Raw genomic sequence first — 26,797 nt, 5'->3', positions numbered from 1 at the left:
GCGACCAGATTAGAAGCCCTTTGGAACGGAATTAAAATGTGATTAAAGAGATTAGAATGAGATTAGAAAATTGTTAACGATGGTTAATATAACGAAAAGGATTTCTTCTATATTTTATGTGAAATGTTTCGAGAACCTCAACATGACACCGCCAATAAAGTACGCTATAATAAACAGTTAGTATTAGAAAATCCTTTTGAGCGAGGTCAAAGCATCTTATTTACAGTAGCTTTTCTTCAGTCTGCGTGCTGTAAAAATTTGGAAAACGAAGCTGCACCGTCGTTCCTTGATTTTCGTGAGAACTTACAATTAATTCTCCGTGATGCATTCTTACGATGTTTCTTGCTAAAGGAAGCCCGATTCCGTAGCCTTCGTAGTTTTTTGTATTGGAAGCACGGAAAAACGGATCATAGATTTTGTTCATTTCCTCTTCAGGAATTCCGATTCCGTTGTCTTTTACGATGATGTAAACATCTGTGTCGGTTGCTCCTAACGAAACTTTAACCTGTTGAAAATTAGAATATTTACAGCCATTTTGAATAATATTCGTCACCGCAAGATGCAATAATTGCTCGTTCCCTTGAACTTTCAGTTTTTTCGGATTATCCGGCAACATACTGATGTCCAAATAGATATTGTTTTTTGAATTGATCCGTCTCAACGTTTCGATAACATCCCAAAGCAACTGATCAATTCGCACTTTATCCATTTTCTGGATTTTTCCGTCGAAACCGGTTTGAGCAATCATTAATAAAGCATTGATTTTTTTATCCAGCTTTTCAGCTTCATCAAGAATAATTCCTAATGTTTCCTTGTATTCATCGTTTGTTCTGGAAATAGAAAGTGCCACATCCGCTTCTCCCATAATGGATGTTAAAGGCGTTCTCAATTCATGAGAAACATTTCCAATCAAGTGATTTTGGGTTTCAAAAGAGGTTTCAATACGATTAAGCATGTCATTAAAAGTATCAACGAGTTCGTTCAATTCTTTGTTATCCGGTTGAGATTCAAGACGTAAATGAAGATTTTCGGAGCTTATTTCCTTTACTTTTCCTGTAATTTTTAAAATAGGCTTAAATAAAGTTTTAGATAAATAAAAAGAAAAAATCATACTGAAAAACAACGAAAGTACGATACACGTCATCAAAGTACGCTTCAAAAACCCCAAATAATACACCACATAATGGTTTTTGGCAGAAGCTATCGCAATATAATTCTTATTCTCATGCTTAAAAGTTTGCCCGATATAGTAAAACTCCTTATCATTATAGTTGGCTTCCCCGTTTTTGACAATATTCTTGAAAAAATAATCCGGAATATGAACTTCATGAGAGATTTTCTTATAATTAGAATCCGTAGGAATGGCGAAAACATAATCGCGCTCCATCGGAAGTTCTTCGTCGTTTAGGCTGTTTAAAATATAATTTTCAGGAAGATCGAGATCGCCTTTCCCTTTTTCAATCTGAACAATTGTCGTGGTTCTTATTTTTAATAATTCATAAAACCTTTGATGAGAAAAGTTGACAATCGAAAAATAAACCAATCCACTGAACAGCAAGATGATGGCCGTAAAAACCAACATCAGAAGCACCATCGTTTTGGTCTGATTTGTGACAACTTTATTAAACATTCTTTAAGGCTTTTTTAAAACATATCCCATTCCTATCACCGTATGAATCAGTTTATTATCATCCTGATTATCCAGTTTCTTTCTTAAATAATTAACGTAAACGTCCACAACATTCGTTCCCAGCTCATAATTCACGCCCCAAACTGCTTCCAAAACTTCCGTTCTGGAAATCACTTTTTCCGGGTTATTCAGGAAATACATCAATAATTTATATTCTGTGGAAGTCAATGAAATTTCTTCCCCGCTTCGGGTAACTTTCTTTGTATAATCGTTTAAAATCAAATCCGAGAACTGAAAAATATATTCGCTATCAACTTCAGGTTCAGCAATTTCAGGAATATTTCCGTTATTACTTCTTCTTAATAAAGATTTTATACGGGCAACCAACTCAATGAATTTGAATGGCTTAACCAAATAATCATCACCTCCACTTTCCAACCCGAGAACAATATTTTCGGAGGTTCCCAACGCCGTCAAAAACAAGATCGGAACATGTTGATTGGTTTTTCTGATTTCTTTACAGACATCTAGACCATTCATTTCCGGAAGCATAATATCCAAAATCACCAGATCAAAGTCGTTTGACTGCACCAATTGAACTCCTGTTCGCCCGTCAAAAGCTACAGAAATTTCGTATCCGTTTTCCTGAAGTCCTTTTTTTATAAAAGACACCACACTGGTTTCGTCTTCGATGAGAATAATTTTTTTCATTGAAATAAGGAATTTCACAAAAGTAGAAATTTTATTTTGGTTTGAAGAAGGAAGTCTGATGTTGGAAGTCAATTAAGCCTATTTAATTTACCTGTAGGGTGTTGATATTTTGTACGAAGTCGAGTTTAAATATTACACAAAATGGTTATTTTTTAGTGAATCTCATTTCTTTAATTTCACATAAACATTTTAAATATTAATCCTAAAAATTATTATTATGAATCCACCAAACATCGTCAGATTCTTTGTTGCAAAAAATTATATCGAAGCAACACAATTTATCGATCGTTCCGTACACAACATCCCAGATTGGGAAATCGTCTCTGTTTCTCACGTTATTGACAATAACAATATGGTTTCGGTAGCTTGTGTTCTAAAATTTAAAGGGGTTATGAAAAAAGCTAATGACAAAGTAAACCTCCCAGAACAAACTACAGAAGGTATAAATTAATAATAGAGAATATTTTAATTAGCTTCTAAAACAAAAAACTCTCTATAACAAAGTTACAGAGAGTTTTAGTACCCCGGGCGGGACTTGAACCCGCACGTTCTTACGAACACAGGATTTTAAGTCCTGCGTGTCTACCAGTTCCACCACCAGGGCATGGAGTGGAGCGAAAAACGGGATTCGAACCCGCGACCCCAACCTTGGCAAGGTTGTGCTCTACCAGCTGAGCTATTTTCGCATACTGTGCGGATGAAGGGACTCGAACCCCCACGCCTCTCGGCACCAGATCCTAAGTCTGGCGTGGCTACCAATTACACCACATCCGCGTTGTTTATTCTGAAAATTGTATTTTAAAGAGCGTGTTTCGTTTTTCAGTGGTGCAAAGATAGGATATTTTCTTTTATCTCCAAATTTTTCTGTGAAAAAAATTAAAATTTTTACATTTTTTTTCTCTCGTAGCCTTTATTACGATTCATTTTCTTACTTTTACATCGTTAATTATTATGATATGGAATTACAAGGAACGGTAAAGAAAATATTTGATGCTCAGACATTTGCGAGCGGTTTTCAAAAAAGAGAAATGGTGATTTTGACGCAGGAACAGTATCCACAGCCGATAAACATAGAATTTTTGTCTGATAAGATAAATTTATTAGATAACCTTAAAGAAGGAGAAAATGTAAAGATTGGTATCAACATCAGAGGTAGAGAATGGGTTTCTCCTCAAGGTGAAACGAAATACTTCAACTCTATTACAGGATGGAGAGTGGAGAAAGTTTTAGATAACGGTTCAGAGCCTACACAAGCTGCACCTTCTCAGTCTGCATCTCCAGTTTCTAACGAAAATCCTTTTGCCGGAGACGACGACGACGATTTACCTTTTTAATTAAAAGATAATACTGAAAATATTAATCCTGCTTTTTAAGTGGGATTTTTTTTACTACAATGGTTCGATTAGACGAAAACGAGATTTCATTTCCCGATCCTGAGCTTTATGATGGTCACGAAGGCGTGATTGCATTTGGCGGCGATCTGTCTTTAGAAAGACTTTGGTTTGGGTATCAACTTGGTATTTTCCCATGGTATAATCCGGGGGAAGAGATTCTTTGGTGGTGTCCCGATCCCCGATTTGTTTTGGTTCCTGACGAATTAAAGGTTTCAAAATCAATGAGAAAAATCTTACATCGCGAGGTTTTTACATTTTCTGAGAATCAAAACTTTAAAGAAGTGATTAAAAACTGTCAGCAAACCAACAGAAAAGGACAGAGTGGAACTTGGCTTTCGGATGAATTGATGGAATCTTTTATTAAACTTCACGAATACGGTGTCGCAAAAAGTATTGAAGTCTGGCAAAACGGAGAATTGGTTGGCGGATTTTACGGTCTTCAAATCGGGAACGTTTTCTGTGGCGAAAGTATGTTTGCAAAAGTAAGCAACGCTTCAAAAGCAGGATTTATTCATTTTGTTGAAACCCACAAAGGCAGCTTAGAATTAATTGATTGCCAATCTCATACAGAACATCTGGAAAGTCTTGGCGCAAAGATGATTTCTAAAAAAGAATTTTTAAAAATTTTATACAAAAATAATGAACGCTGATAAAGAAAAATGGATTCTTCTCGCAATATTAAGTATCATCTGGGGATCGTCTTTTATTTTAATTAAAAAATCCTTAGAGCATTTTAATCCTTATCAAGTCGGAGCTTTGAGGGTTTCTCATTGCCGGAATTATTTTAATGCCGATTGCTATTTCCAAATATAAATTATTTCCGAAAAGACATTTAAAATGGTTACTTCTGGCAGCTTTTACAGGGAATTTCATTCCGATGTTTTTATTTCCGATTGCAGAAACTGAGGTAAGCAGCAGTATTGCAGGAATTATCAACTCCATGATGCCTATTTTCGTGATTATTGTCGGTGCTTTGATTTGGAAATTTGAAACCACAAAACAACAGATGGTAGGAACTTTAATAAGTTTTACAGGCGTTTGTCTTCTCGCTTTTGGAGGAGATGGTGAAGATGGAAAATTCAAACTGATTCCTATTTTGCTGTTATTATTGGCAACATTATGCTACGCAATAAGCACAACAACGGTAAAATCTAAACTCATGGACGTTTCTTCTACCGTTTTATCTGCATTTGTGTTCTCTTTTGTATTATTTTTCCCTTCATTAATTTCATTAAGCTTTACAGGATTCTTTTCAACCTTTAGTTTTAACGAAAATAATTTAACCGGATTGATGTTTGTAAGCTTACTTTCCATCTTCGGGACAGGATTGGCAATGATGATGAATTATCGCCTGTTGAAAGTATCTTCGTCGCTTTTTGCATCAACAGTAACCTTATTGATGCCGATTGTCGCAATTATTTGGGGTATTTTAGATGGTGAAAAATTGGGATTGGTACAATTTATAGGAACCGGAATTATCATCGCGGGATTGATCTTTTTAAGAACCAAACCCAATATTATAAAAAAATAAATCCCACATTTCTGCGGGATTCTTTATTTGAAATTAATTTTTCTTTTTGACTTTAGCTCTGGCTTTTTTCACCTCATCTTTAATGAAAGGATATTTTTTCTGCATATCCGAAACCAAAGAAGGATCTATATCCATCGCTTCCAAAAGCGTTGATTTGCCTTTTTCCTGCTCTTTAAGATTAAAGTAACAGTTGCTTAGCTGATAATACAATTCTGCTCTATGATGCGCTTTTACTGCTTTGTTCAGAAGAGTTACCGCTTCATCATATTCACCCAAAAGCATCAATACTTCCGAGTAGGCGTACCAATTGTAAAATCTTGTCGGCTCGGCATCAACCAATTTTTTCAGACAAGAGAGACTTTCCTCAAACTTTCCTGAATCGATAAACAAAAATGCTAATCTCTTTTGATACTCAAGATTACTATCATTCAAATGAGTGGCTTCTTTTGCAAAATGTAACGCTTCCGGCATTCCTCCCATTTCTTCGTAAAGATAAGACTGTTCCATCATTGCAAGATAAAACTGAGGATCTTCTCTCAACGATTTCTGGAAAAAATTTAAAGCTACAATCGACTGTTTTAAAGCTTTATAGCAAAGTCCGATTTTATAAAAAGTAAACGCTTTGGTATATTCCAACTCAAGCATTTCTTCATAAACCTCGATTGCTTTTTTATACTGCCCTAAAGCTTCATAACAAGCCGCTTTGTTTGCATAAACCCCAACAGAACTAGAATTGATTGCCAATAAATAGTCGTAACCTTTTATCGCTTCCTCATAATTTTTTCTGTTGAAATAATACTGTCCGTACTCGAACCAAGCCAGCTCTGAATAAGCAAATTCATCTAAATACTCATTAAGAAAGACAATTGCCTCCTCACTCTTATTCAAATCTGCAAAACAAACCATACAGTTTTCCAAAGAATATTCATCCGTCGGATCTTCTTTTAGGGCTTCCTTGTAGTGTTTAAGAGCGTTAAAAGGATCTCCCAAATTCACATATTCATCTGCAATAAAGTTGTGAAGAAAATTTTCTTCTTCATTAAGTTCCAAAGCTTTTTCGCAAATTTCTATGGATCTTCTAGGATTTCCTAAATTCGAATAATACTTCGCATAGCAAACCAAAAAGTCGGTGTTCTCCATCGATGCACCTTTTAGCTCATTGATAAGTTCTTTTGCAGCATTATAATCTTCCCATTCCAGAAGAATTTCAAGTCTTTTGATCTTGATATCTAAAGAATTGGGATGAAGCTTCAGACCATAATTAACCGCTGTATCAGCGTAATTAAAATCACCCAGCTCCAAGTAATAAACAATGATGTCTTCTAGCTCTTCTGTATCAAAGTAGAATTCGTCATTATTTTCCATCATTTCTTCGAACTTTTTCACAAGTTCATTTCCAAAATACTCTTCCAATACTTGTATCCTTAGTCAGGCCAATGTTTGAATTTACTTACAAACCTCGACAAACTTTTTAAATTAATATTACTTCTGAAAATTTTACACATTCAAAATGTATGCAAAGTTGCAACTTTTTTTTGACATTTTTATTTGTAAATTTCTATCTTAAAGATAGTGAAAAGAACATTATAATCAAAGAATTGTGGATAAAAAAAGAAGAGTTATTGTTAAATTAACACAATTAATCTCTTTCTGTTCGAAATTTCACTTTCCCAAACGGTTTCAATATTTTTTAAGTGAACGGTTTCTGTATCAATCTTTAATTTCCCGTTAACTGCCGCCTGAAACATCTCGGGAATAATCTCAGAAAGCAGCAATTTCATCTCCTCCTGCGTCCAGCTTCCCAACCCGGAACCGGAAATCTGAATATCTGTTCCGCGCAAAATCTGAGAGGATAACTGAATCGTGTCGCCACTCATTCCGCCCACGGAAACCAATCGGGTTTTATGGGAAAAAGTACCGTCACCTTTTAAAGCTGATAATAACATCTCCACCGGATGTCCCCAAATATAATCTACAATAACATCAATCGGAGTTTCCTGATGAATGGCTTTAATTTTTTTCTTAAAATCTTCATCGCTTAATTGTAAAGAAATAACTTCATCTGCACCCAACTCAAGCAAAGATTGCAGAGCTTCTTCGTTTCTTCCGGTTGCGATAACTTTTTTAGCGCCATATAATTTGGCAATTTGCACCGCCACTTTTCCGGTGATTCCTGTTGCTCCATTAATGAGAACAGTTTCTCCCGCTTTTAAATTGGTTTTAAACTTCAATCCCATTGCAGAACCCATCACCGCATTTGGCAACGCTGCAGCAATCTCGAAATCCAACTCTTCAGGAATGGGAACGATCATTTTTTTGTCGGCTACTGCTTTTTCGGCAACAGTTCCTTTTTTACTGAAGAAATAAACTTTAGAACCATTTTCTAAGAAACCTACTCCATCGCTTCCCACAATTGTTGGCTGATGTTCGGTATTTTCTGTGGAATAATGTTTTCCGCTCGCTCTGGCTCTGTCGAGATGTTTGATGGACGCTGCTTTTACGAATATTAAAGCCTCATTATCATTATTAACAATCGGATCGGGAAAATCTGCGTATTGAGGAATTCCGCCTTTTTCAATTACTACTGCTGCTTTCATTTGTTTTAAATTGTAATGCAAAATTATTTGGAAAACGTATCAAAGTGCAATAACATTTGTTATGAGTTGAGATGGAAGCTAGAGGATGGAAGCTGGAAGGTTTTGAAGTCAATTAAAAAAAATAAGGACAAATAAATTAAGTCCTTTTTTAAATTTGCAATTATATACGGTCGCACAGGAAGCTTCCATCATCCAGCTCCCATCTTCCATCCTCTCAAAGCTTCTCTTTCAAAATTTTACTTTTAATTCTGCTTAAATGAACCGTCGTGATTCCCAAATAAGAGGCAATATAATGTTGCGGAACTCTTTTGATAATGTTCGGTTTGCCTTTACAAAGATTGAGATATCGCTCTTGTGGACTTTCTTTAATGAACGAAAAAAAATGTTTCATATAATCGAAAACCCTTTCGAAAACAGAATCCATGAATTCACTTCTCAACTTTGGATCTTCATAAACTTCTTCTAAAATCTTATCGGCAGTCGGTTTATCAATCTGCCACAAAATGCAAGGCTCGATCGTTTCAAACGAAACCATACTCGGTAATCCTTTTCTAAAACTTTCGAGCGAAGAAAACATTGTATTTTCCACGAAAAACTGGAAGGTAATGTCTTTTCCGTCGTTGTTGTACCAAGCTCTTACAATTCCTTTTTCGATAAAATAGGCGTTCTGTGAAATTTCATTTTCATTTAAAAGAATCGTTTTTGCCGGAACTTCCAATCGTGTGAAGTTCTTCCTGTATTTTCCCCAAGTTTCTTTCGGGAAAGAGAATCTGTTTTGTAAATGCTCAAACATCTTAATTAAAAAAAGAACGAGACCAAAAGCCTCGTTCCCTATATTTTTTTAAATCAAACTCTTGATTTTTGCGATAATATCATCTCCTAATTTGTCGGCTTCTTCCTGAGATTTAGCTTCCGTATAAATTCTGATAATCGGTTCTGTATTTGATTTTCTAAGGTGAACCCAGTTGTTTTCAAAATCGATTTTCACTCCGTCAATTGTGGAAACATTTTCGTTTTGATATTCTTTTTCCATTTTAGATAAAATATCATCTACGTTGATTTCCGGCGTTAATTCAATTTTCTTTTTACCCATAAAATAGCTCGGATATCCTGCTCTTAACTCAGAAACCGTTTTATTTTCTTTCGCTAAATGAGTCAAAAATAAGGCTACACCTACCAAAGAATCTCTTCCGTAATGCAATTCAGGGTAAATAATTCCTCCGTTTCCTTCACCTCCGATTACTGCATTTTTCTCTTTCATTAAAGTAACTACGTTCACTTCTCCTACAGCACTTGCAAAATATTCTGAATTATGCGTCTGCGCAACATCTCTCAAAGCACGGCTTGAAGAAAGATTTGAAATTGCCACGCCATTTTTATTTTTCAATAAATAATCTGCAACAGCAACCAATGTGTATTCTTCGCCGAACATTTCTCCTTTCTCATCGATTAAAGCCAATCTGTCAACATCCGGATCTACAACAACTCCTACATTTGCTCCTTCTTTTTTCACCAATTCACAAATGTCTCCTAAATGTTCTTTCAAAGGTTCAGGATTGTGTGGAAACTGTCCATTCGGTTCGCAATATAATTTTACGGTTTCACAACCTAATTTATCCAATAACATTGGGATTGCAATTCCTCCTGTAGAATTTACCGCATCTAAAACGACCTTGAAATTCTTAGATTTAATCGCTTCAACATCTACCATCGGCAAATCTAAAATCTGCTGAATATGAATGTCAAAAGCATCGTCTCTCGTTTCATATTTCCCCAAATCATCCACTTCTGCATAGTTGAAATCTTCACTTTCTGCCAAAGCCAAAACCTCTGCTCCGTTTTCACCCGTGATGAATTCTCCTTTTTCATTTAATAATTTAAGAGCGTTCCATTGTTTTGGATTGTGAGAAGCGGTCAAGATAATTCCACCGTCGGCTTTCAATTCCGGAACCATTATTTCAACAGTCGGCGTTGTAGAAAGTCCCAAATCAACCACATTGATTCCAAGACCCTGCAATGTTGCCGTCACCAATGAAGAAACCATCTGACCAGAAATTCTGGCGTCTCTTCCGATGATTAACGTTAAGTCTTTTTTATTTTTATTGTTCTGAAGCCAGGTTCCGAATGCCGAAGCAAATTTTACCACGTCAAGCGGCGTTAAGTTATCGTTTACTTTTCCGCCAATTGTTCCTCGGATTCCTGAAATACTTTTTATTAATGACATTCTTATTTTTTCTTAGTTTGTTTTAAAATTTTCTTCTCATCACCTTCCAGTTTTCGCTGGACTTTTTTAATATCTTCTAATGCAGGAAGATTTTCTGGTTTTATACCTCTTTCTCCCAACATTTTTCTTACTGCTAAATTGTTTTCAATATGTTCATTGGTAATTTGAGAATCACCATTTAAGTCTTTTTCAACAACATTATGGCTCGTTAATTCGGTAGCAAAATCTTTTGCTTTTATTGTCAATGTAGGAAGGAAATCTGCTAAAGGTCTGGTTTGTGGAACATGCAATCTTGTTTTCATAGCATTTGTTGTAAATCCACCAAACAAAGCTTGATCCCCTTTTGAGCGAATTATTGAGAAACTTTTTTCATCAACCCCTCTTTCGTAGATAATACCGGAAAGGTTTTTCTCTGTTTTTGATAATTTTTCTCTTGCCGTTACTCTTGCTACATCCAGCAATCTCTTCTCAATAATCTCCTGTTTTCTAGTTTGAACAGCAAAATAGGTTTGAGCAAAAGCAACTTCAGATTTTGAAGAATCTCCATTCTGAGCAACAAGATAACAACCGTAACGAGTTAATACAATATCAGCAATTTCTCTTTGAGCACCTTTAGCCAGTTCGATCATTTTGCCGACGTCGGCAAAATGATCAGAAATGCCTCCACCAGCATTTTCACAAGATTTTTTTGCTTTTTCTATTACCTTTAAAAAATTATCCCATTTTGTATATCCCAAAATTTCCTGAACATCTCTTGCACTCCAACATTCAATACTTTCAACAATGTTTCTTGCATTTTCGAATTTTAGAAAGAGTTCTTCTATTAATTCTTTTTTCATATTATTTTGTGCGTTATTTTTCACAAAAATAAGTAAAATTTAAATCTGAAAAAGGTTTAATGCTCCACAAGGAATATTAATTTTTAAGAACATCCGCAATCTTTATCACACCCTGTTCTTTTGGAGCTGAATTTTTTTGGTGCAAAGTTCTTTCTGAGTATTTTAAACAAAGAATAACAGGCGAATGCAACGATCAATAAGACGATTACGTATTGTAAAATTAATGAGAAATCCATTATTTTAATATTTGATATACTAACATCGACACAAAATATGCCAAACCGGTCATCATGGTCAACTGCAAGCCGGTCCATTTCCAGCTTTTGGTTTCTCTGTAGACTACTGCAAGTGTAGAAACACACTGCATTGCAAATGCGTAAAATAAAAGCACCGAAATTCCTGTGGCAAAACTGAAGACTTTTTCGCCGTTCGGCTTTACATCGCGTCTCATTTTATCGATTACTTTTACTTCCGGAGCATCATCTTCAAGGCTGTATAAAGTTGACATTGTTCCTACGAAAACTTCTCTCGCTACGAAACTTGTCAGAATTCCTACGCCCATTTTCCAGTCGTAACCAAGCGGTGCGATGACAGGCTCAATTCCTTTTCCCATTTTTGCTAAATAAGAATGGTCGAGCTGAACATTGGTAGCAACAAACTGGTCGGGTTTCTGTTTTGGTCCGAAATAACTCAGGAACCAAATGATGATACTTACGATGAAAATAATTTTTCCTGCTCCCGTAATGAAATCCCAGACTTTACCCAAAACCATTTTAAAATCATATAGAAAAAGTGGTTTTTTGTACGTCGGTAAATCCATCACCAAATAGGTTTTCCCTTTATTTTTAATAAATCTTTTAAGAACTGCTGCGGAAAATAATGCTACGGCAAAACCAAGCAAATACATTCCCATCAACACCAAAGCTTTATATTTTATTCCTAAAAAAGTTTTATCTGAAATAATTAACCCAATAATGATGCTGTAGACCGGAAGTCTTGCAGAACACGTCATGAAAGGCGTTACCAAAATGGTTAATAATCTTTCTTTTAAATTTTCAATATTTCTGGTTGAAATTACCGCAGGAATTGCACAAGCCGTTCCTGAAACCAATGGGACGATACTTTTTCCGTTTAATCCAAAGGGGCGCAGAAGCCTGTCCATCAGGAAAACGACTCTTGCCATATATCCTGAATCTTCCAATAAATAAAGGAAATATAATAAGATTCCGATTTGCGGGGCGAAAACTACGATTCCTCCGATTCCGGGAACGATTCCGTTTGAAATTAATGAATTAATGGGTCCTTTTGGTAAGTTTTCTGCTGCAAAAGCTGTTAACCAAGAAAAAAGATCATCGATCCAGTTCATTGGATATTCTGCCAAGAAGAAAACACTTTGGAAAATGATTAATAAAATCAATAAGAAAACAACATATCCCCAGAATTTATGAACTAAAACTCTGTCTAATTTTTCCGTTAATAATTCTTTGAACTGCGGTTTTTTAGTGATCACATTCGATAAGATTTTATCGACTTTCTGGTATCTTCTTACCGTTTCCTGAACCTGTAATCTTTTTGGAACTAAGCTTTTAGAATCGGGCTCATTCATTAAACCCATGATGGAATCTATTCTGCCCAAATCTGTTCCCAAAGAAAGGCTCATCCACGCTTTATATTCATTCTCAAAGCTTTTGTGAGAAGTAAGCTTCTGAATAAAATCTTTATGTTCGTTGGGTGTTTCAAAAGAGATTTTGTCGGCCTTTGCAAATTCGTTATTTAAAACAGCTTCTTTAATTTCAGTAATTCCAACGTGTTCTTTTGCGTTGGTCTGAATAATTTTAATGCCTAAAGCTTCTGAGAATTGTTCAATATCAATATTAATTCCTCTTCTTTCCGCCTGATCGATCTGATTGACCACCAAAATCATCGGAACACCAAGATCCTGAATCTGCTGGAACAAAAGAAGACCTCTTTTTAGGCTTAATGCTTCAAGAATATAGATCACTCCTGCGTAATCTTTCTGATTGTCAATAAGAAATTTAGAAAAAATAGCTTCATCCTCCGAACTCGGATAAATACTGTAAGAACCCGGCAAATCTATAATTTCAACCTCCTCATTCTTATAGCTGTAATTCCCTGAATGGCTTGCAACAGTAACTCCTGCATAGTTTCCGGTTTTCTGCTTTTTATTGCTTAAAGCATTGAAAACCGTAGACTTTCCTACATTCGGGTTTCCGACTAAAAGTACCTGTTTTTTTTGAGTTTCCTGCATTAATTCAATTCTTCAACAATGATATAATCTCCTTCTTCCTCACGAAGAGCAATCCGGCTTTTTTCATCCCCAAATTCCACATACATCGGTCCGCTGAAAGGCGCCTGATACAAAATCCTGAAAGAAGTTTCGGGAAGAAGTCCCATTTCGATGATTTTATTCGGCATTCTAAGACTATTATTATCATACCCCAAAATCTTTCCCATTTTGTTTTTAGGAAATCCGCTCAACTTATGTAAACCCTTCTCTTTCAAAGCCGAAATTTTTGTGTCTACAAATATACGCTATTTAAATCTAATCTAAATAACATCGTCCTATGAAAGAAATCAACCCAAATGCATGATACATTTGGGTTGATTTAAATATAATTAGTTGATATGAATGTTTGTTTTTAGTCTGCTTTTCCTACCTTCTCTACTTTTCCGACTTTTAATTTTTCGTAAGGAGGTTCGATCGGGTTGTCATTTGCATTGAAGAAATCTTTGTACATTTTCTCCTGTTTTTTCATCATGTCTCCGATTGTTCCGTCCATTCCCGGAATTGTTTTAGACATAATTTCCTGAGTCATCATCGGTCTTGCTGTAGCAAAAGGATCTTTTTTGAAATCATTGAATGTTTTCTCAAATTTTTCTCTTGGCATTTCCGTTACCTTCAAGCTCATATTCGAGATTTTTTCAGAGTAAGACAGTTCTTCCCAATTCGGAATTTTTTTGTTCCCCTGAAGAACCCAAGAATAGTTTTTGCCTTCATCTTCGATTTTCACGATCAATCCCGGAAGTCCAGAGAATTTATACGGACCATCCTGGAACGGAAGCTCTGAACTGAACCAAGCCGTCCATTTTTTTCCTCCGAATTCTACTGTTGCTTTCTGAGCGTTGTAAGCTCCTACTTTTTCTTTTTCGTTTAAAATTTTCCAATCGAATTTTATCGTTTCATTGTACCCAATCCCCAATGGTGAAAATCCGCTTGCTATTCTTTCGATATACTGAATTTTCATGTCGGGATAAGTCTTTACGATCTTTTCAGAAAACTTGGGCATTCTGATCGACTTAGACAAATCTTTGAAAACTCCTGATTTCTGCATCATTTCGATCTGAATTTTGATGATTGAATCCTGTGCAATCACCGTGTAGTCTCTATACACCGATCTGTCTTTTACGATATCTAAAACCGACATTACTTTTTCAAGTTTTGCAGAATCTTTTTTCGGCTTAAAAGTTAATTCATAAAAAAATCGGTTGGCTGTTTCTTTCGAATCATTATCCTGAGCACTTGCAAAAGCAAAAAGAGCGATAAAAAATATTGAAAATAGTTTTTTCATTTTTAATAGAGGTTTACATAATTAGTTTACAGTTATAGAAATATGTTACAGATTTTTTTTGATTTTTATTTTTCGGATTTTTGTTTCCCTCGGTTTTCACAGATTTTCATAGATGATTGAGAGTATTTTCTTTTGTCATTTCCACAAAGGAAAAATCTATCTCGAATAATAGATTCTTCACTGCGTTTCCGCTTCGTTCTGAATGACAGACAAGACGTTATATTTTATGTAAAACAAATTTTATGATTCCGTTAAAATATTTTCATTTTTAAAAATCTTATCTTTAAGCTACTTTAAAACAAAATATTATGGACACATTATCTCAACTAAAAAACGAACTTCAGGAAGAGTATCAGACCACCCGAAAGTTTTTTGAAGCTTATCCTGAAGGGAAAAATGATTTCGCTCCACACGAAAAAAGCATGAAATTGATGCCTCTTGCCACTCATATCGGAGAAGTTTTTGGCTGGACAGATACGATGCTGAAAACCTCTGATCTGGATTTTGCTACAACCGATTATCAACCTAAAAAATTATCAACCAAAGAAGACCTGTTAAAAGTTTTGGATGAAAATTATAACGCCAGTAATGAAGCATTAGGAAATGCCAATGAAAGCGACCTCAACGAAACATGGGCATTGAAAAATAATGGTGAGGAAATGGCAAAATGGTCAAAATACGGATCGATCCGTCATAGCTTGAATCAGATTACGCATCACAGAGCACAATTGGGCGTTTATTACAGACTGAATGATATTCCTTTGCCGGGAAGTTATGGTCCAAGTGCAGATAATCCGGGGTTTTAGTCGGGTTACGAGATTCGGGTTTAGAGTTTAATCTAAGAATAATCGCATTAATCATAATCAAAAAACCCAACCTCAGTGAGGTTGGGTTTCTGTTTTATTTAAAGTTGAATTTTACTGTGAACATGACTTGACTTGGTCGAAGTTGTATTCTTGTGTAAGCAATATTTTGTGGATTGATATCATATGTTTCAAATACCCTTTTATTCGCTATATTCATCCATTTCAATTCGAAATCGATTTTCTTTTTAGCCCAGGTAAATTGATATGATAAATCATAGAATCCATTATTATATTTTTGATCAGCAGCGCTTGTATTTACCTGATCCCAATTGAATCCAATGGTATGATTTTCTATCGGATAGAAGAAAACTCCTAAATTATGGTTAAATCCTCTTCTTGAGTTTTCGTTATTCAACTGTGGAGTAACACTCTTACTTAACTGTTTTGTTCTTGTAATATTAAAGTTATAATCAATACTCATCCAACTGAAATAAGTGTTGTTGAATTTAAATCCGTAAGACTGAGAATTGTTTCTACTTGTATAAGCAAAATCATTTTGATAAGCATCAGATTTTGAAGTATTGTTGCTATAGCTCAAAGAAGCATTAGTCTTAAATTTAGGAAAATATTTACCCACTTCAGCAGAATAAGCATTGCTTAAAGCATGATTTTCCTGTTCTAAATACCTCATAATAGTTTGCCCGGAATTATTTCTTATCGGAGATGAAATTAAATTTCTTTTTGCATCCGAATAACGATAATTGACATTGAAAAATAAATTATTTAACGGGTTTCTGTATTCTAATCTTGTTCCTGCAGATTTGTTGTTGTTTTGAGGAATAGGATTGTTTGCATCCATTGCATTAATTCCATTTGGCGAGGTCATTAAGAATCCTGAATAAGCTGTATTTATCTCACCAAAATTATTATTGATATTGGTATTTACCGAAGCTTTCCAGAAAGAAGCAAAAGTATATTGCGCAAAGATACTTGGTTCAAAAGTAACTTTATTTACATCTTTTGAAACATTTCTCAACGGATCTTCTGCTTTAATATTATTAGAATTTACCGGGAAATTAGCATATAGCATCCATGAATCATTTTTATAATTTACTCCTACACTTCCATAAGGTGTTGCAGTGGTGTATTTCAAGTCATTATAATAAGCCTGTCCATAACCGAAATAGGTTCCTTCCTGATAATTTGTTAAAGCAGAATTTAAATCTGTTGATTTAAAATTAAATCCGACTTCAGGAGTAAACGTCCATCCTTTTGTAGAGAAACCAATATTTGCAGAATGATTGGCTTCAAAAGTTTTCAATCTTAAATTTTGTCTTACTGTTTCCGCATAAGGACCTGCGTTAAATCCAGGAATAGTAAGATATGATGCCGGAGAAACATCCAGAGTCTGTCTGTCTGTCTGATAACTTATAAAAGATAAAACATTTACCATTTTCTCTTTCCATGGAACTATTGTACTCAATGAGTTTTGGAATGATGTTGTAGGAGATTCAATAGCCTCTTCTCCGTGTCTTGTGGAATTTACAGAAACTATTAACTGTTCTATCTACAACTCCTCTATCTGCATTCCAATATTGGGAGAAGCTCGTTGTATTTTTGAAAAATCCTTTTTTAGCATTTTTCGTGAAAATCAGTTCCCCTTTTGCTTTATCGGTATAAAAATTATTTAAAATATTCTGAGTAACTTTTGATGCAGGCTCATCTGTTGTAGCAAAATAATCTGTTTCGCTATAAGATTCTCTGTTAACAGCATTATTTGTATAATTAGCATTCACCTTCAATTCCCATTCTTTTTTCTTATCGATATTCGTAAGATAATTTGCAGACACATAATGAACGCTGTTCATCAAATATCTCTTCACCGGAAGATTTGGAGTGCTTGCATTTTCTACATTCAGCCAATCGTTTTGAGAAGCGTTGATTCTTCTTCCCTCAAATCTGTTTCCGAAAGCCAGAATATTTCCCTCGTTTTCTACCTGTTCTCCTACATTATTTGATTTATAATTAACAACCCACTGACTTTTCTGTCCAAAAAACATCGGCGTCAATTTTACATTCCAAAGGAGAGGATCTGCACCTACACCTACTTCACCACGACCTGTCATTGTCACAGAGTTTTTCAGTTTGATATTGATGGCTGCCTGATCAGAAGGTACTTTATCTTGTAATATTTTTACGGGTTGGTGATTTTCAAGAACCTCAACTTTTTGTACGGCATCTTTCGGAAGCGAGTTGTTGATGGTTCCGTAACCGCCTTCCATTAAATCTTTTCCGTTGACATAGAATTTATTGATCGCGTTTCCCTGATAAAGAATTGTTCCGTCTGTATTGACTTCGATTCCCGGGATTTTCTTCATTACATCCGCCAACGTTCTGTCACTTTTGCTGTCGAAAGCTTTAAGATCATACGCAATTGTATCGCCTCTCGACGTGATCATTTTTGTTTTTAACTGAACTTCTTTAATTTCCGTAGCTTCAGACTCCATTTTAAAACTTAAAGTCTGGTCGCCGTTATTGATTTGTTTGGTTAAAGGTCTTTGGTTAAAAGCCTTTACTTTCAGGTCTACATTTGATTCTGCAGAAGTGAACGTTACTTTATATTCACCTTTAGAATTGGTAATGGCATAAGCCAAGATCGCGTCTTTTCCCGGCTCTTCTACCGTAACACTCGCACTTGGAATCCCAACGCCGTCTTCATCCGTGATTTTCCCCGAAACTGTTTTCTGTGCAAAGGAAAGCACGGAGAAAAAAATCATCAGGAACAAAGATATTTTCTTTTTCATAATTTATTATTTGCCTAATTAGTTAATGGTTAAAGCTTTTTGTTACACATCTATAAAGATTGATTTTAAATGGAAAAGTTAAATCAATCTTTTATCACTACAAACATAGTGATATTTTTCTATTGTATGCCGAAATTTATTGATTATTGGTATTTCACTTTAATTGATAAAAAAAGCGATGCTTCTGCAAATTGTTGTAATTTAATAAAAGAATTGAAAAATATAAACAAGCCTTACTGGGTTTATCTTTATACGAGAATAAGGCTCTTAAAAAAGAGTTTTCATGTATATATTTAGTCCAAATAGGTAAAAATGATTTGAATCATAGATTAAAAAAAGATTAAACATGTTAACATCTACTTTTATTTAATAATTTTGTAACACTAAATTTTAATAAATGGGAATCAACTTAAAGCCTATAGATATCGTAGATGACATTACGCAAGAAGAATTCATTCAAAAATATCTAAAGCCAAGAAAGCCTGTTGTAATAAAAAACATGGCGAAAAAATGGCCTGCATATCAAAAATGGACCATGGAATACGTAAAGGAAGTCGTTGGAGATATAGAAGTGCCCCTTTATGATTCTAAAAAAGCCGATCCTGCAGTTCCCCTTAATACTCCTACTACAAAAATGAAATTTGCAGATTATATAGACCTCATCCAAAGAGAGCCTACCGATCTTAGAATTTTCTTTTTTGACCCAATAAAACACGCCTCAAAACTACTTGAAGAGTATATTCCTCCAAAAGAATTGATGGGTGGCTTTTTAGACAAATATCCTGGAATGTTTTTCGGGGGTAAAGGTTCTGTGACGTTTCTGCATTATGATATCGATCTGGCGCACATCTTCCACACTCATTTTAATGGGAGAAAGCATGTGATGTTATTTGAAAACAAATGGAAAGAAAGACTCTATCAGCTTCCTTACGCTACTTACGCCTTGGAAGATTATGATATTGAACATCCGGATTTCGAAAAATATCCTGCCTTAAATGGTATCGAAGGAATCGACTGCTATCTTGAGCACGGCGATACGTTATTCATGCCAACCGGTTGGTGGCACTGGATGAAATATCTAGACGGAAGTTTCTCTCTTTCTTTAAGAGCGTGGGACAAATCGTGGGCGGTAAAAGCACAATCTTTATGGAATCTTACGGTTCAGCGTAAATTCGATGATGTCATGAAGAAGAAGTTCAAAAAGAAATACATGGACTGGAAAGAAAAAGTAGCCGTCAAACGAGCAGAAATTGCTTTAAAAAGAGGCTTACCAAGATAAAATGAAAGACGTTTCTGTGTGAAACGTCTTTTTTTATTTTAAACCTGTTAGCTTTAATTCCATAATATTTAAAAATCTACAAGACTTTATAAATCGGATATTGTCTGAAAGTTTTTTCCTCGAAATAAGGAGAATTTCTGTAGATCCAGTCCAGCTGAGCTGTTCCGTCTTCTGCAAACTTTTTATCGGAAGCTTTTTGGGCTTCAAATTTTTGTTTTAAATCTTTATCTTTTTTCAATAATTCTGCCGCAGTATCTTCAAAAATATACGCTGAATAATATTCTTTCTGCGCTAAAATCCCGTCGAAGAAATTCCAGTTGAAGAAAGAATCCAGTGCTTCCGGTTCCAGTGTTTCAATAATATATTTTACCCCTTCCTGATTGGTCGGAACAATATAATCTCCCGCAGAAAAAATCAGCTTTTTATTTGATTTGTCAACCGTTGTTTCAAAATGTGAGTAATGACCTTCGTAAGGATTTTTAACAGTTTTAAAATCATTAATTTTATAAGATTCCACCGCAATTGTACTGTCTTTTTGAATCGGTTTCATCTGAATTTTATTTCTCTTGAATTCTTCAATCACACGATATTGTGACTGCGGAATCACATAATATTTCGGAATCGTGATGTAACCTGTAGGAACTGCCGTTGTAAACAGTTTTATATTCTTTGTGAAAGGTTTATTTCTGTCATAAAACAATCTCGGTTTTCCGGAAATTTCGCTCGGTTTATATTTTCCTTCATATCCTTTAAAATCCATCGTAGAATATTTCGTAGAATCTATTTTCCATCGGATTCCATATTGTTTTCCGGCTTGATATTGTTTTAAATTTTCAATTCGAAGCTGTTTGATTTTTTTATAATCTCTATCCAAATTCTGAAGGTTGACCAACATATATTTGTACGTCGCATCCACTCTTTTATCATACGGTTTCAACATATGCGTTTCCGGAACCGTTCCCAAAGAATTGAACAGTGTCGTATAACCCGTAGAATATCTCGGAGAATCCTCAAACGAAGCAAAACCAACCTCCGGAATATCCCCATGAATATTGACATACGGTGTACTTTCATACCCTAATTTCTTTAAATCTTCGAGGTTTTTAGCCTGATAATTGTTGTAGAAATACTCACCCAAAACATTCCCCAAACGCTCTTTAAAAGTAGAAATATAAGTGAAAGTATATTGATAATCGGCTCCGTTACTCACATGATTGTCAATAAAAACATCAGGTTTCAGCCATTGATAAATCTCCTGAAAACTTCTGGCATTTTTAGAATCTGTCTTAATGAAATCTCTGTTTAAGTCATAATTTCGTGCATTTCCACGAAAGCCATATTGTTCAGGACCATTTTGATTGGCTCTGGAAAACGAACCGCGATTCAACATTCCGCTTACATTATAAGCCGAAATCGCAGCAATAATAAAATTCTGTGGCGTTTTGATTTTCTTTGTTGCTAAATCTCGCATCAACATCATCGTTGCATCAATTCCGTCGGGTTCACCGGGATGAATTCCGTTGTTGACGAACAAAATGGCTTTTTCTTTTCTTAATTTATCTACATCTTTTTCAGGAAAAGGATTGTAAACCACGACATAAATCGGTTTTCCGTTATCGTCTTCTCCTTTTTTAAGATATTGAATCGTATTGAAGTTTTTTGCTAAATTTTGATAATAAGAATTCATTTCGTCATACGTAACGGTTTGATTTCCATTTCCTTTTTCAAAAGGTGTCTGAAAATTATTTTGAGCAAAAAACAAAGATGAACTCAGGAAAAATAAAAGATATTTCAGTTTCATTGAAGTGATATTTCGAGCTTCAAAATTACTTCGTTTTTGTAGAATAGAAATATTTTTTAACGCAATGGTCGCAAAGATTTTTTTTTACAACTGTTCGTATATTTTCGTTCGCAAAGGCGTTTCACTCAGCAAAGGAATTAAACATAAGGTTTGTTATTTCCTTTCTGTTTGTCTTCCCGTAGGATCTAAGCAAAGTTTTTAGAGATTAATTAGGAAAGATTCGTGTCTAGATTTCTAAGGAATGATAGCTTTACTTGTGATTTTATTTCCCACAGATCACACGGATTTACACAGATGATTGCGCATATTTTTTTTAAGAAATTAAAACATAAACATCTGTGAAATCTGTGGGAATATCTTATTCAATTTAATTATTTCGCCCTTTTTCATCAAGATATAAAGACGGTAGCGGATCGCTTTGCCAGAATTGTTTTGTATTGACATCCATCATCGTCAAAGATCCGGTGAAAGCTGCTCCTGTATCGAGATTCCAGATATTGGCTTTGTTGACAGGTTTAGTAATTCCTAAATGTAAAGTCGGGGTGTGACCGATGAAAATTTCGTTGAATAAAAGAAATCTTTTGGGATATAATTCTGAGTTTTTCGCAAGTTTTTTATCCATCGCAACAGCAGTTTCCCAAAGCGTTCTGTCCCAACGGTAATTGCTGGAATACACTTCCTTTTCAGGACCATGCATAGACGAATAACCCGCATGAATAAACAAACGGTTTTCTTCGTCAACATAATAATTTTTCATTTTTTGGAAAAACTCCAGATGCTTTTCCAAGTCTTCCAAAGAATAATCGGAATAGCTCTCAACTGTACTTTTTCCCCCATTTTGAAGCCATACATCGGGAGCATTTTCGAAAGAAAGCCAATCTTCTGTCCATGCATCGTGATTTCCTTTAATGAAAATACATTCCTGCCTTTGGGAAAGTTCCATTAAAAACCGGATAATTTGGGAAGATTCGCTCCAACCGTCGACATAATCTCCCAAGAAAATTAAGGTATCATTTTCGGTAACATGGGCTCTTACCAAAACTTGCATTAAAGCTTTGAATCCTCCGTGAATGTCTCCTATTGCTAATGTTCTTTTCATTTAAATCTTTTGTTATAATTCGGACAAGATTCAATAATTTCCATTGCTTCTGATAATTTACAATTTTTGTGTGCTATGATGAAGTGTATAATTGAAACTTTACTCGCCCCTTTTTCTAATAAATCATCACCTTTTTTAATTAAATCTTCTTTATCAAGAGAAAAGTTTTTTATCTCATCTAAAAATTCCCGATCCGTCATCTCGAAATGTATTTTGCTTCCACAAAATCTGTCAGCCAAACTCCGTTTTCTGAAAGATAAAACAAAACTCCGTCTTCAAACATTTTCCTTGTACTTATGGTCAGAATAATCGGTTTTCCGTGGCGCATTCCAACACTGGTTGCGGTTTCTTTATCAAAGCTTAAATGAACGTGTTGTCGGTTTCTTTTTTCAATTCCTTTTTCTAAAATGGATTCGATATTATTTTGAGCCGTTCCGTGATACAAAAATTCGGGCGGCTGTTGTGGAATTAAATCCAGATTAATATCAATTGATTGGCTCTGATTCTGGTTTTATCTTCGTTAAAAGAGGTAAAGCTCCACGAGAATCTCTTTTTTTGATTTTCCTAAACTGTAAATTTTGTTTTCCATAAAAAAACCCCTAAAAGTTTGATACTTTACAGGGGCATTTTTTACTTTATTCATTAATTAGTAATTCACCACATACCAACGTCCACATTGATTTGTGCAAATATTTTCAAATTCAGGATCACTTGAAGGAGCTTGAAGGCAGGTTGCCTGATTACTGTAATATGGTCTACCTGATCCCCACCAAGCTGCACATTCCTGAGTAATTCCTCCTTTAATAGATTTTAAATTTTCTCTTGAGATTTTGTTTAATTTTTTCATAATGATTTTGTTTGATTTTCCTACTCTGTACGTTTTTCGGACACCCCGATTTAATACACCAATATAAGAAATATTTAATATAAATAAATATTCTTTATAAGAGTATTATTTTTTTATATTAATCTTTGCTATGCGCAATATATTTTGCATCCACAAAATCCGTCAGCCAGACTTCGTTTTCTGAAAGATAAAATTCGATACCATCCTCAAACATTTTCCTTGTGCTTATGGTCAGAATAATCGGTTTTCCGTGGCGCATTCCGACATTTGTTGCGGTCTCTTTATCGATGCTTAAATGAACGTGTTGTCGGTTTCTTTTTTCAATACCTTTTTCTAAAATGGAATCGATATTATTTTGAGCCGTTCCGTGATACAAAAATTCGGGCGGCTGTTGTGGAATTAAATCCAGATTAATATCAATCGAATGTCCCTGACTGGCTCTGATTCTTGTTTTATCTTCATTAAAAGCAAATCGTTTTTTAGCATTGGTCTGCACAATTTCATCCAGTTCTTCAAAGGTAAAACCTTCATAAGAATCTCTTTTTGATTTTGTGATTAATTCATCAACATTTGCCCATCCGTTTTCATCTAAATTCAACCCGATAATTTCGGGATGATGCCTGAGAACGTAGCTCAGGAATTTGCTTGTTTTTTTATTTTGTTGTTCGTTCATGGTTTGTGTTTTAGTTTATTTATTACATTTTGTATGTTTAAATAATCTTGTTTCAAATTTTCGAAAGTTTGTTTTTCTTCTTCATTTAATCTTGCTAAAAGAGCTTTTTGTTGAAAATAATATTCATCAAAATTAGCATTTTCATCATCCATCTTTTTTTGTAATTTCAGATGTTTTTCAATCTCATCTTCTGTAAAATTATAAGAAAGAAGTTTCATTTTGATATGCAAATCCCAATGAGAATCTCTTTCAATATCACTGTTAATTCTTTCTTGAATTTCTTTTATTTTTGTACTATTTTGTTCTGTTGTTTCACAATTATTTATTTTCCTCCATAGTAAATCTCCGATGATTCCTACCCCAAATTCCCCAAAATCATCTATATAATGACCTTTATAGTTTCTTAAATTCTCAAGAAAAATTTTATTTTCGTTTGGATAAATAAAGAAATTGCGAAGATACATTCCATAGCCAAAATGTTCTACAGTTTCCTCAAATTGATTTGCTACAGATTTATTTTTAATTTCTTCAAAATCCTTTTTGTTTAAATCTTTATTAATTAAAAAGTCAACAGCCTCTTCCACCGTATTGATTTTTGAAGTAATCTCTTTAGTTTCATTTATAAAATCTCTTTGTTCTTTGACAATTTTTTTAAAATTTTCATCATTTTCTTCTTTCATAATATTATCCTCAACGGGTTCGTCAAAATAATCCGCTGGAATTACATCCCTGGAATTAGTATTTAGAAAAGTCCTCAATCTAAAACTAAAAAAGGACTCTTCAAATTCAAGAATTGATAGTATTTTTTCATTATTAGAGTTTTGAAGATCTTTTCCAAAAACATTTTCTATTATAATTTTATCAATTAAAGAATGATTAAGCGTATCCGTTTTTACTTCTGAAAGTCCTCCAAACTCAGTCAAATTTTCGTCTGGATGAGAATCTCTGTATTCAGTAAACCGATCCAAGTCACACTCAACTCTTGCTGTAATTAAAATATTATCTGTATACTCTTTTGAAGTTTCTGCATATTTTTCAATATCCTCCTTCTTGAAAGTAAAAGGTATTTCATTAGATGGTAGTACTGTAAAACTATTTTTATCCAAAAACTCAAGATCCTTCAATCCAAGCAAGACGTAAAATGTGACTGTTTTCATTTTAATTTCTCATTTAATTTCTCACACAGTTTTCCAATATCCTCCTTCCTCACCAATTCAGCAACCCACTCCTCAGGAATATTTTCAAAACCATAATAAATTCCGGCAATTCCTCCTGTAATCGCTCCTGTTGTATCGGTATCTTCTCCTAAATTGACTGCTTTCAAAACTGCTTCAGAATAACTTTCAGAATTTAGAAAACACCATAATGAAGCCTCTAAACTGTGGAGAACGTAACCTGATGAACTTATTTCTTCTTCTTTCAAAATATGTAACGGAGCCAGATCATATTCGCCAACCTTTAATTCTAAAATTCGATGGAATTTATCCATTTCATCTTGAGAACAAATCGGATTATGATCCAAAAAGTTCCGAACTGTTGTCTGCATTGTTTTGTACGCATCCCATTTATCTTTTCCTTTCAGAATTTCCAAAGCGAGTTCCAAATAAATAAAGCAAGCCAAAGTAGAACGAATGTGTCCGTGTGTGATCCTGGAAACATCTTTTGTAATATCAAAACGTTTCTCAATAGGAAAATCTTTACTATAAAATAATAACGGTAAAATTCTCATCAACGAACCATTGCCATTATCAAACTCACTTGTTCCACCACATAAAGTAGGGGAAGTTCCTTTGCTAATTCTATGGATGGCTTGTGAAGTTGCTATTCCAATATCGAAAACTCTTCCGTGTGGAGTCCAAATTTCCGCATTGTACCATTGTAAAAACTTCAAAGCAATATCTTCCAAATTATATCCATTACAAAGGCTATCTGCAAGACATAACGTTAAAGAACCATCATCACTCCACGTTCCCGCAGGTTGATGATGTGTTCCTAAAGCTCTCATTTTTGTAACCGGCGAGCGTTTTAATTGTTCCCTGCTTCTGAACTCCACCGGAACACCCAACGCATCAGCGATGCAAACCCCAAAAACCCCAGCTTTTACAATGTTTTCCATTAGGCAAGATTTACTAATTTATCAAATAATAATTGCATTCCTTTTGTTGCGGTTTCTTTCATTACGACCGCTCTTTGTCCGTATCCGAAGCCTGTTTCGTTGGGATTGATTACAATTAAAAGACAATCATCTTTAATATCATGAAGCAATCCTGCAGCCGGATAAACCTGTAGAGACGTTCCGATTACCAGGAAAATATCTGCTTCTTTTGCTTTTTTTGTCGCTTCTTTCATCGAAGGAACATCTTCTCCGAACCAAACGATAAAAGGTCTCAATTGAGCTCCATCTTCTGCTTTGTCTCCGATATTGATATCTTCTTTTTGATCGTAAACAAGATTTTTATTATTGCATGAGCAAGATTTCAACAATTCTCCGTGAATATGAAGAATGTTTGTAGATCCTGCTCTTTCGTGCAGATCATCGATATTTTGTGTGATGATCTGAACATCGAAATGTTTTTCTAAATCTGCAATTAATTTGTGTGCATCGTTTGGATGTACTTCATGAATCTGGCGACGTCTCTGGTTGTAAAATTCCAATACCAAAGCTCTGTCTTTTCGCCATCCTTCCGGACTTGCAACATCTGTTATACTATGATTTTCCCAAAGACCATCTCCGTCTCTGAATGTTTTTATTCCGCTTTCGGCGCTGATTCCGGCACCGCTTAATATGGTTAATTTTTTCATTTGTTTTTTATTAAATATTAATTTTCTTGAATGTCCGCTTTTAATAATAATAATAATGCCTTTTTTTAAACGCAAAGTCCACAAAGATTTTTTGCAAATAATGCTGTTGATTTTAAAGTTCGCAAAGGCGTTCTACTTAGCAAAGAACCCAAAGTCTTTTCAACTCTGCT

Annotated in this window: 24 protein-coding genes, 3 tRNA genes and 1 pseudogene; 6 read left to right on the top strand and 22 right to left on the bottom strand. The window is 34.7% G+C overall.

From position 1 onward, the window contains the following. Positions 1–220 precede the first annotated feature (220 nt). Together J3D55_RS02085 and J3D55_RS02080 are read right to left on the bottom strand one after the other, a co-directional pair. A complete protein-coding gene (locus tag J3D55_RS02085) occupies positions 221–1,630 on the bottom strand; it encodes a sensor histidine kinase (protein WP_259127626.1) in 1,410 nt (469 codons plus the stop codon). Between the two features lie 3 nt (positions 1,631–1,633). Continuing rightward, positions 1,634–2,341 carry a response regulator transcription factor gene (locus tag J3D55_RS02080; protein ID WP_259134997.1) on the bottom strand — a complete coding sequence of 236 codons (708 nt, stop codon included), beginning with the start codon at positions 2,339–2,341 and terminating at the stop codon, positions 1,634–1,636. A gap of 217 nt (positions 2,342–2,558) precedes the next feature. On the opposite strand from J3D55_RS02080, the gene J3D55_RS02075 reads away from it, so the two are divergent. After that, the gene (locus J3D55_RS02075; protein ID WP_259127625.1) at positions 2,559–2,792 is read left to right on the top strand and encodes a hypothetical protein; all 234 of its coding nucleotides are present in this window, start codon (positions 2,559–2,561) and stop codon (positions 2,790–2,792) included. A 69-nt stretch (positions 2,793–2,861) separates the two neighbouring features. On the opposite strand, the gene J3D55_RS02070 is transcribed toward J3D55_RS02075, so the two are convergent. From J3D55_RS02070 to J3D55_RS02060, 3 genes are all read right to left on the bottom strand, one after another. Beyond that, positions 2,862–2,945: transfer RNA gene (locus tag J3D55_RS02070), tRNA-Leu, on the bottom strand. 6 nt (positions 2,946–2,951) lie between these two features. After that, positions 2,952–3,027, bottom strand: a tRNA-Gly gene (locus J3D55_RS02065). 6 nt (positions 3,028–3,033) lie between these two features. Next, positions 3,034–3,115 (bottom strand) — tRNA-Leu (locus J3D55_RS02060). A gap of 182 nt (positions 3,116–3,297) precedes the next feature. Here J3D55_RS02060 and J3D55_RS02055 point away from each other — a divergent pair. The 3 genes from J3D55_RS02055 to J3D55_RS02045 all read left to right on the top strand — a co-directional run bounded on the left by J3D55_RS02055 (position 3,298) and on the right by J3D55_RS02045 (position 5,266). Continuing rightward, positions 3,298–3,675: a DUF3127 domain-containing protein gene (locus J3D55_RS02055; protein ID WP_259127623.1), complete on the top strand. Its 378-nt coding sequence runs from the start codon at positions 3,298–3,300 to the stop codon at positions 3,673–3,675. Between the two features lie 59 nt (positions 3,676–3,734). Beyond that, positions 3,735–4,385: a leucyl/phenylalanyl-tRNA--protein transferase gene (gene aat / locus J3D55_RS02050; protein WP_259127622.1), complete on the top strand. Its 651-nt coding sequence runs from the start codon at positions 3,735–3,737 to the stop codon at positions 4,383–4,385. A gap of 137 nt (positions 4,386–4,522) precedes the next feature. Then, positions 4,523–5,266 carry a DMT family transporter gene (locus J3D55_RS02045; protein ID WP_259127621.1) on the top strand — a complete coding sequence of 248 codons (744 nt, stop codon included), beginning with the start codon at positions 4,523–4,525 and terminating at the stop codon, positions 5,264–5,266. Between the two features lie 33 nt (positions 5,267–5,299). Here J3D55_RS02045 and J3D55_RS02040 read toward each other — a convergent pair whose 3' ends face one another. From J3D55_RS02040 to J3D55_RS02005, 8 genes are all read right to left on the bottom strand, one after another. Beyond that, complete coding sequence (locus tag J3D55_RS02040; RefSeq protein WP_259127620.1) at positions 5,300–6,679, bottom strand: tetratricopeptide repeat protein; 1,380 nt, start codon at positions 6,677–6,679, stop codon at positions 5,300–5,302. Positions 6,680–6,891: 212 nt separating this feature from the next. Then, on the bottom strand, positions 6,892–7,863 hold the full coding sequence (locus J3D55_RS02035) for a quinone oxidoreductase family protein (protein WP_259127619.1): 972 nt from the start codon (positions 7,861–7,863) through the stop codon (positions 6,892–6,894). Positions 7,864–8,077: 214 nt separating this feature from the next. Further along, entirely contained in the window at positions 8,078–8,656 is a 579-nt protein-coding gene (locus J3D55_RS02030) for a Crp/Fnr family transcriptional regulator (protein WP_259127618.1), read from the bottom strand. 48 nt (positions 8,657–8,704) lie between these two features. Beyond that, positions 8,705–10,087, bottom strand: coding sequence for a phosphoglucosamine mutase (gene glmM, locus J3D55_RS02025; RefSeq protein ID WP_259127617.1), 1,383 nt, complete (start codon positions 10,085–10,087; stop codon positions 8,705–8,707). A 2-nt stretch (positions 10,088–10,089) separates the two neighbouring features. Further along, positions 10,090–10,926 (bottom strand): DNA damage-inducible protein D, encoded by an 837-nt coding sequence (gene dinD, locus J3D55_RS02020; RefSeq protein WP_259127616.1) that lies wholly within the window; start codon positions 10,924–10,926, stop codon positions 10,090–10,092. A gap of 235 nt (positions 10,927–11,161) precedes the next feature. Further along, positions 11,162–13,195 carry a ferrous iron transport protein B gene (gene feoB / locus J3D55_RS02015; RefSeq protein WP_259127615.1) on the bottom strand — a complete coding sequence of 678 codons (2,034 nt, stop codon included), beginning with the start codon at positions 13,193–13,195 and terminating at the stop codon, positions 11,162–11,164. Next, positions 13,195–13,449 (bottom strand): FeoA family protein, encoded by a 255-nt coding sequence (locus J3D55_RS02010; protein WP_259127613.1) that lies wholly within the window; start codon positions 13,447–13,449, stop codon positions 13,195–13,197. Before J3D55_RS02010 ends, feoB begins: the two co-directional genes overlap by 1 nt. A 137-nt stretch (positions 13,450–13,586) precedes the next feature. Further along, positions 13,587–14,516, bottom strand: a complete 930-nt coding sequence (locus J3D55_RS02005; protein WP_259127612.1) for a GLPGLI family protein — start codon at positions 14,514–14,516, stop codon at positions 13,587–13,589. 308 nt (positions 14,517–14,824) lie between these two features. On the opposite strand from J3D55_RS02005, the gene J3D55_RS02000 reads away from it, so the two are divergent. After that, on the top strand, positions 14,825–15,322 hold the full coding sequence (locus J3D55_RS02000; protein ID WP_259127611.1) for a DinB family protein: 498 nt from the start codon (positions 14,825–14,827) through the stop codon (positions 15,320–15,322). A gap of 94 nt (positions 15,323–15,416) precedes the next feature. Here J3D55_RS02000 and J3D55_RS01995 read toward each other — a convergent pair. Then, positions 15,417–18,126 (bottom strand): annotated as a pseudogene (locus J3D55_RS01995) (carboxypeptidase regulatory-like domain-containing protein). A gap of 397 nt (positions 18,127–18,523) precedes the next feature. Here J3D55_RS01995 and J3D55_RS01990 point away from each other — a divergent pair. Continuing rightward, entirely contained in the window at positions 18,524–19,405 is an 882-nt protein-coding gene (locus J3D55_RS01990; protein ID WP_259127609.1) for a cupin-like domain-containing protein, read from the top strand. Between the two features lie 76 nt (positions 19,406–19,481). Here J3D55_RS01990 and J3D55_RS01985 read toward each other — a convergent pair whose 3' ends face one another. The 8 genes from J3D55_RS01985 to J3D55_RS01950 form a co-directional block, all read right to left on the bottom strand. After that, a complete protein-coding gene (locus tag J3D55_RS01985) occupies positions 19,482–21,206 on the bottom strand; it encodes a M14 family metallopeptidase (RefSeq protein WP_259127608.1) in 1,725 nt (574 codons plus the stop codon). 367 nt (positions 21,207–21,573) lie between these two features. After that, positions 21,574–22,305, bottom strand: coding sequence for a metallophosphoesterase (locus J3D55_RS01980; protein ID WP_259127607.1), 732 nt, complete (start codon positions 22,303–22,305; stop codon positions 21,574–21,576). A gap of 196 nt (positions 22,306–22,501) precedes the next feature. Further along, complete coding sequence (locus tag J3D55_RS01975; protein WP_259127605.1) at positions 22,502–22,750, bottom strand: RNA 2'-phosphotransferase; 249 nt, start codon at positions 22,748–22,750, stop codon at positions 22,502–22,504. A gap of 201 nt (positions 22,751–22,951) precedes the next feature. Further along, entirely contained in the window at positions 22,952–23,152 is a 201-nt protein-coding gene (locus tag J3D55_RS01970) for a hypothetical protein (protein WP_259127603.1), read from the bottom strand. 118 nt (positions 23,153–23,270) lie between these two features. Continuing rightward, entirely contained in the window at positions 23,271–23,825 is a 555-nt protein-coding gene (locus J3D55_RS01965) for an RNA 2'-phosphotransferase (protein ID WP_259127602.1), read from the bottom strand. After that, the gene (locus J3D55_RS01960; RefSeq protein ID WP_259127601.1) at positions 23,822–24,982 is read right to left on the bottom strand and encodes a hypothetical protein; all 1,161 of its coding nucleotides are present in this window, start codon (positions 24,980–24,982) and stop codon (positions 23,822–23,824) included. Before J3D55_RS01960 ends, J3D55_RS01965 begins: the two co-directional genes overlap by 4 nt. After that, positions 24,979–25,941: an ADP-ribosylglycohydrolase family protein gene (locus tag J3D55_RS01955; protein WP_259127600.1), complete on the bottom strand. Its 963-nt coding sequence runs from the start codon at positions 25,939–25,941 to the stop codon at positions 24,979–24,981. Before J3D55_RS01955 ends, J3D55_RS01960 begins: the two co-directional genes overlap by 4 nt. Then, the gene (locus tag J3D55_RS01950) at positions 25,941–26,627 is read right to left on the bottom strand and encodes an SIR2 family NAD-dependent protein deacylase (RefSeq protein ID WP_259127599.1); all 687 of its coding nucleotides are present in this window, start codon (positions 26,625–26,627) and stop codon (positions 25,941–25,943) included. Before J3D55_RS01950 ends, J3D55_RS01955 begins: the two co-directional genes overlap by 1 nt. Positions 26,628–26,797 lie beyond the last annotated feature (170 nt).

This window comes from Chryseobacterium ginsenosidimutans (assembly GCF_024807225.1).
Lineage (GTDB): Bacteria > Bacteroidota > Bacteroidia > Flavobacteriales > Weeksellaceae > Chryseobacterium > Chryseobacterium ginsenosidimutans.
This window is presented reverse-complemented; position numbering and strand designations above follow the sequence as displayed.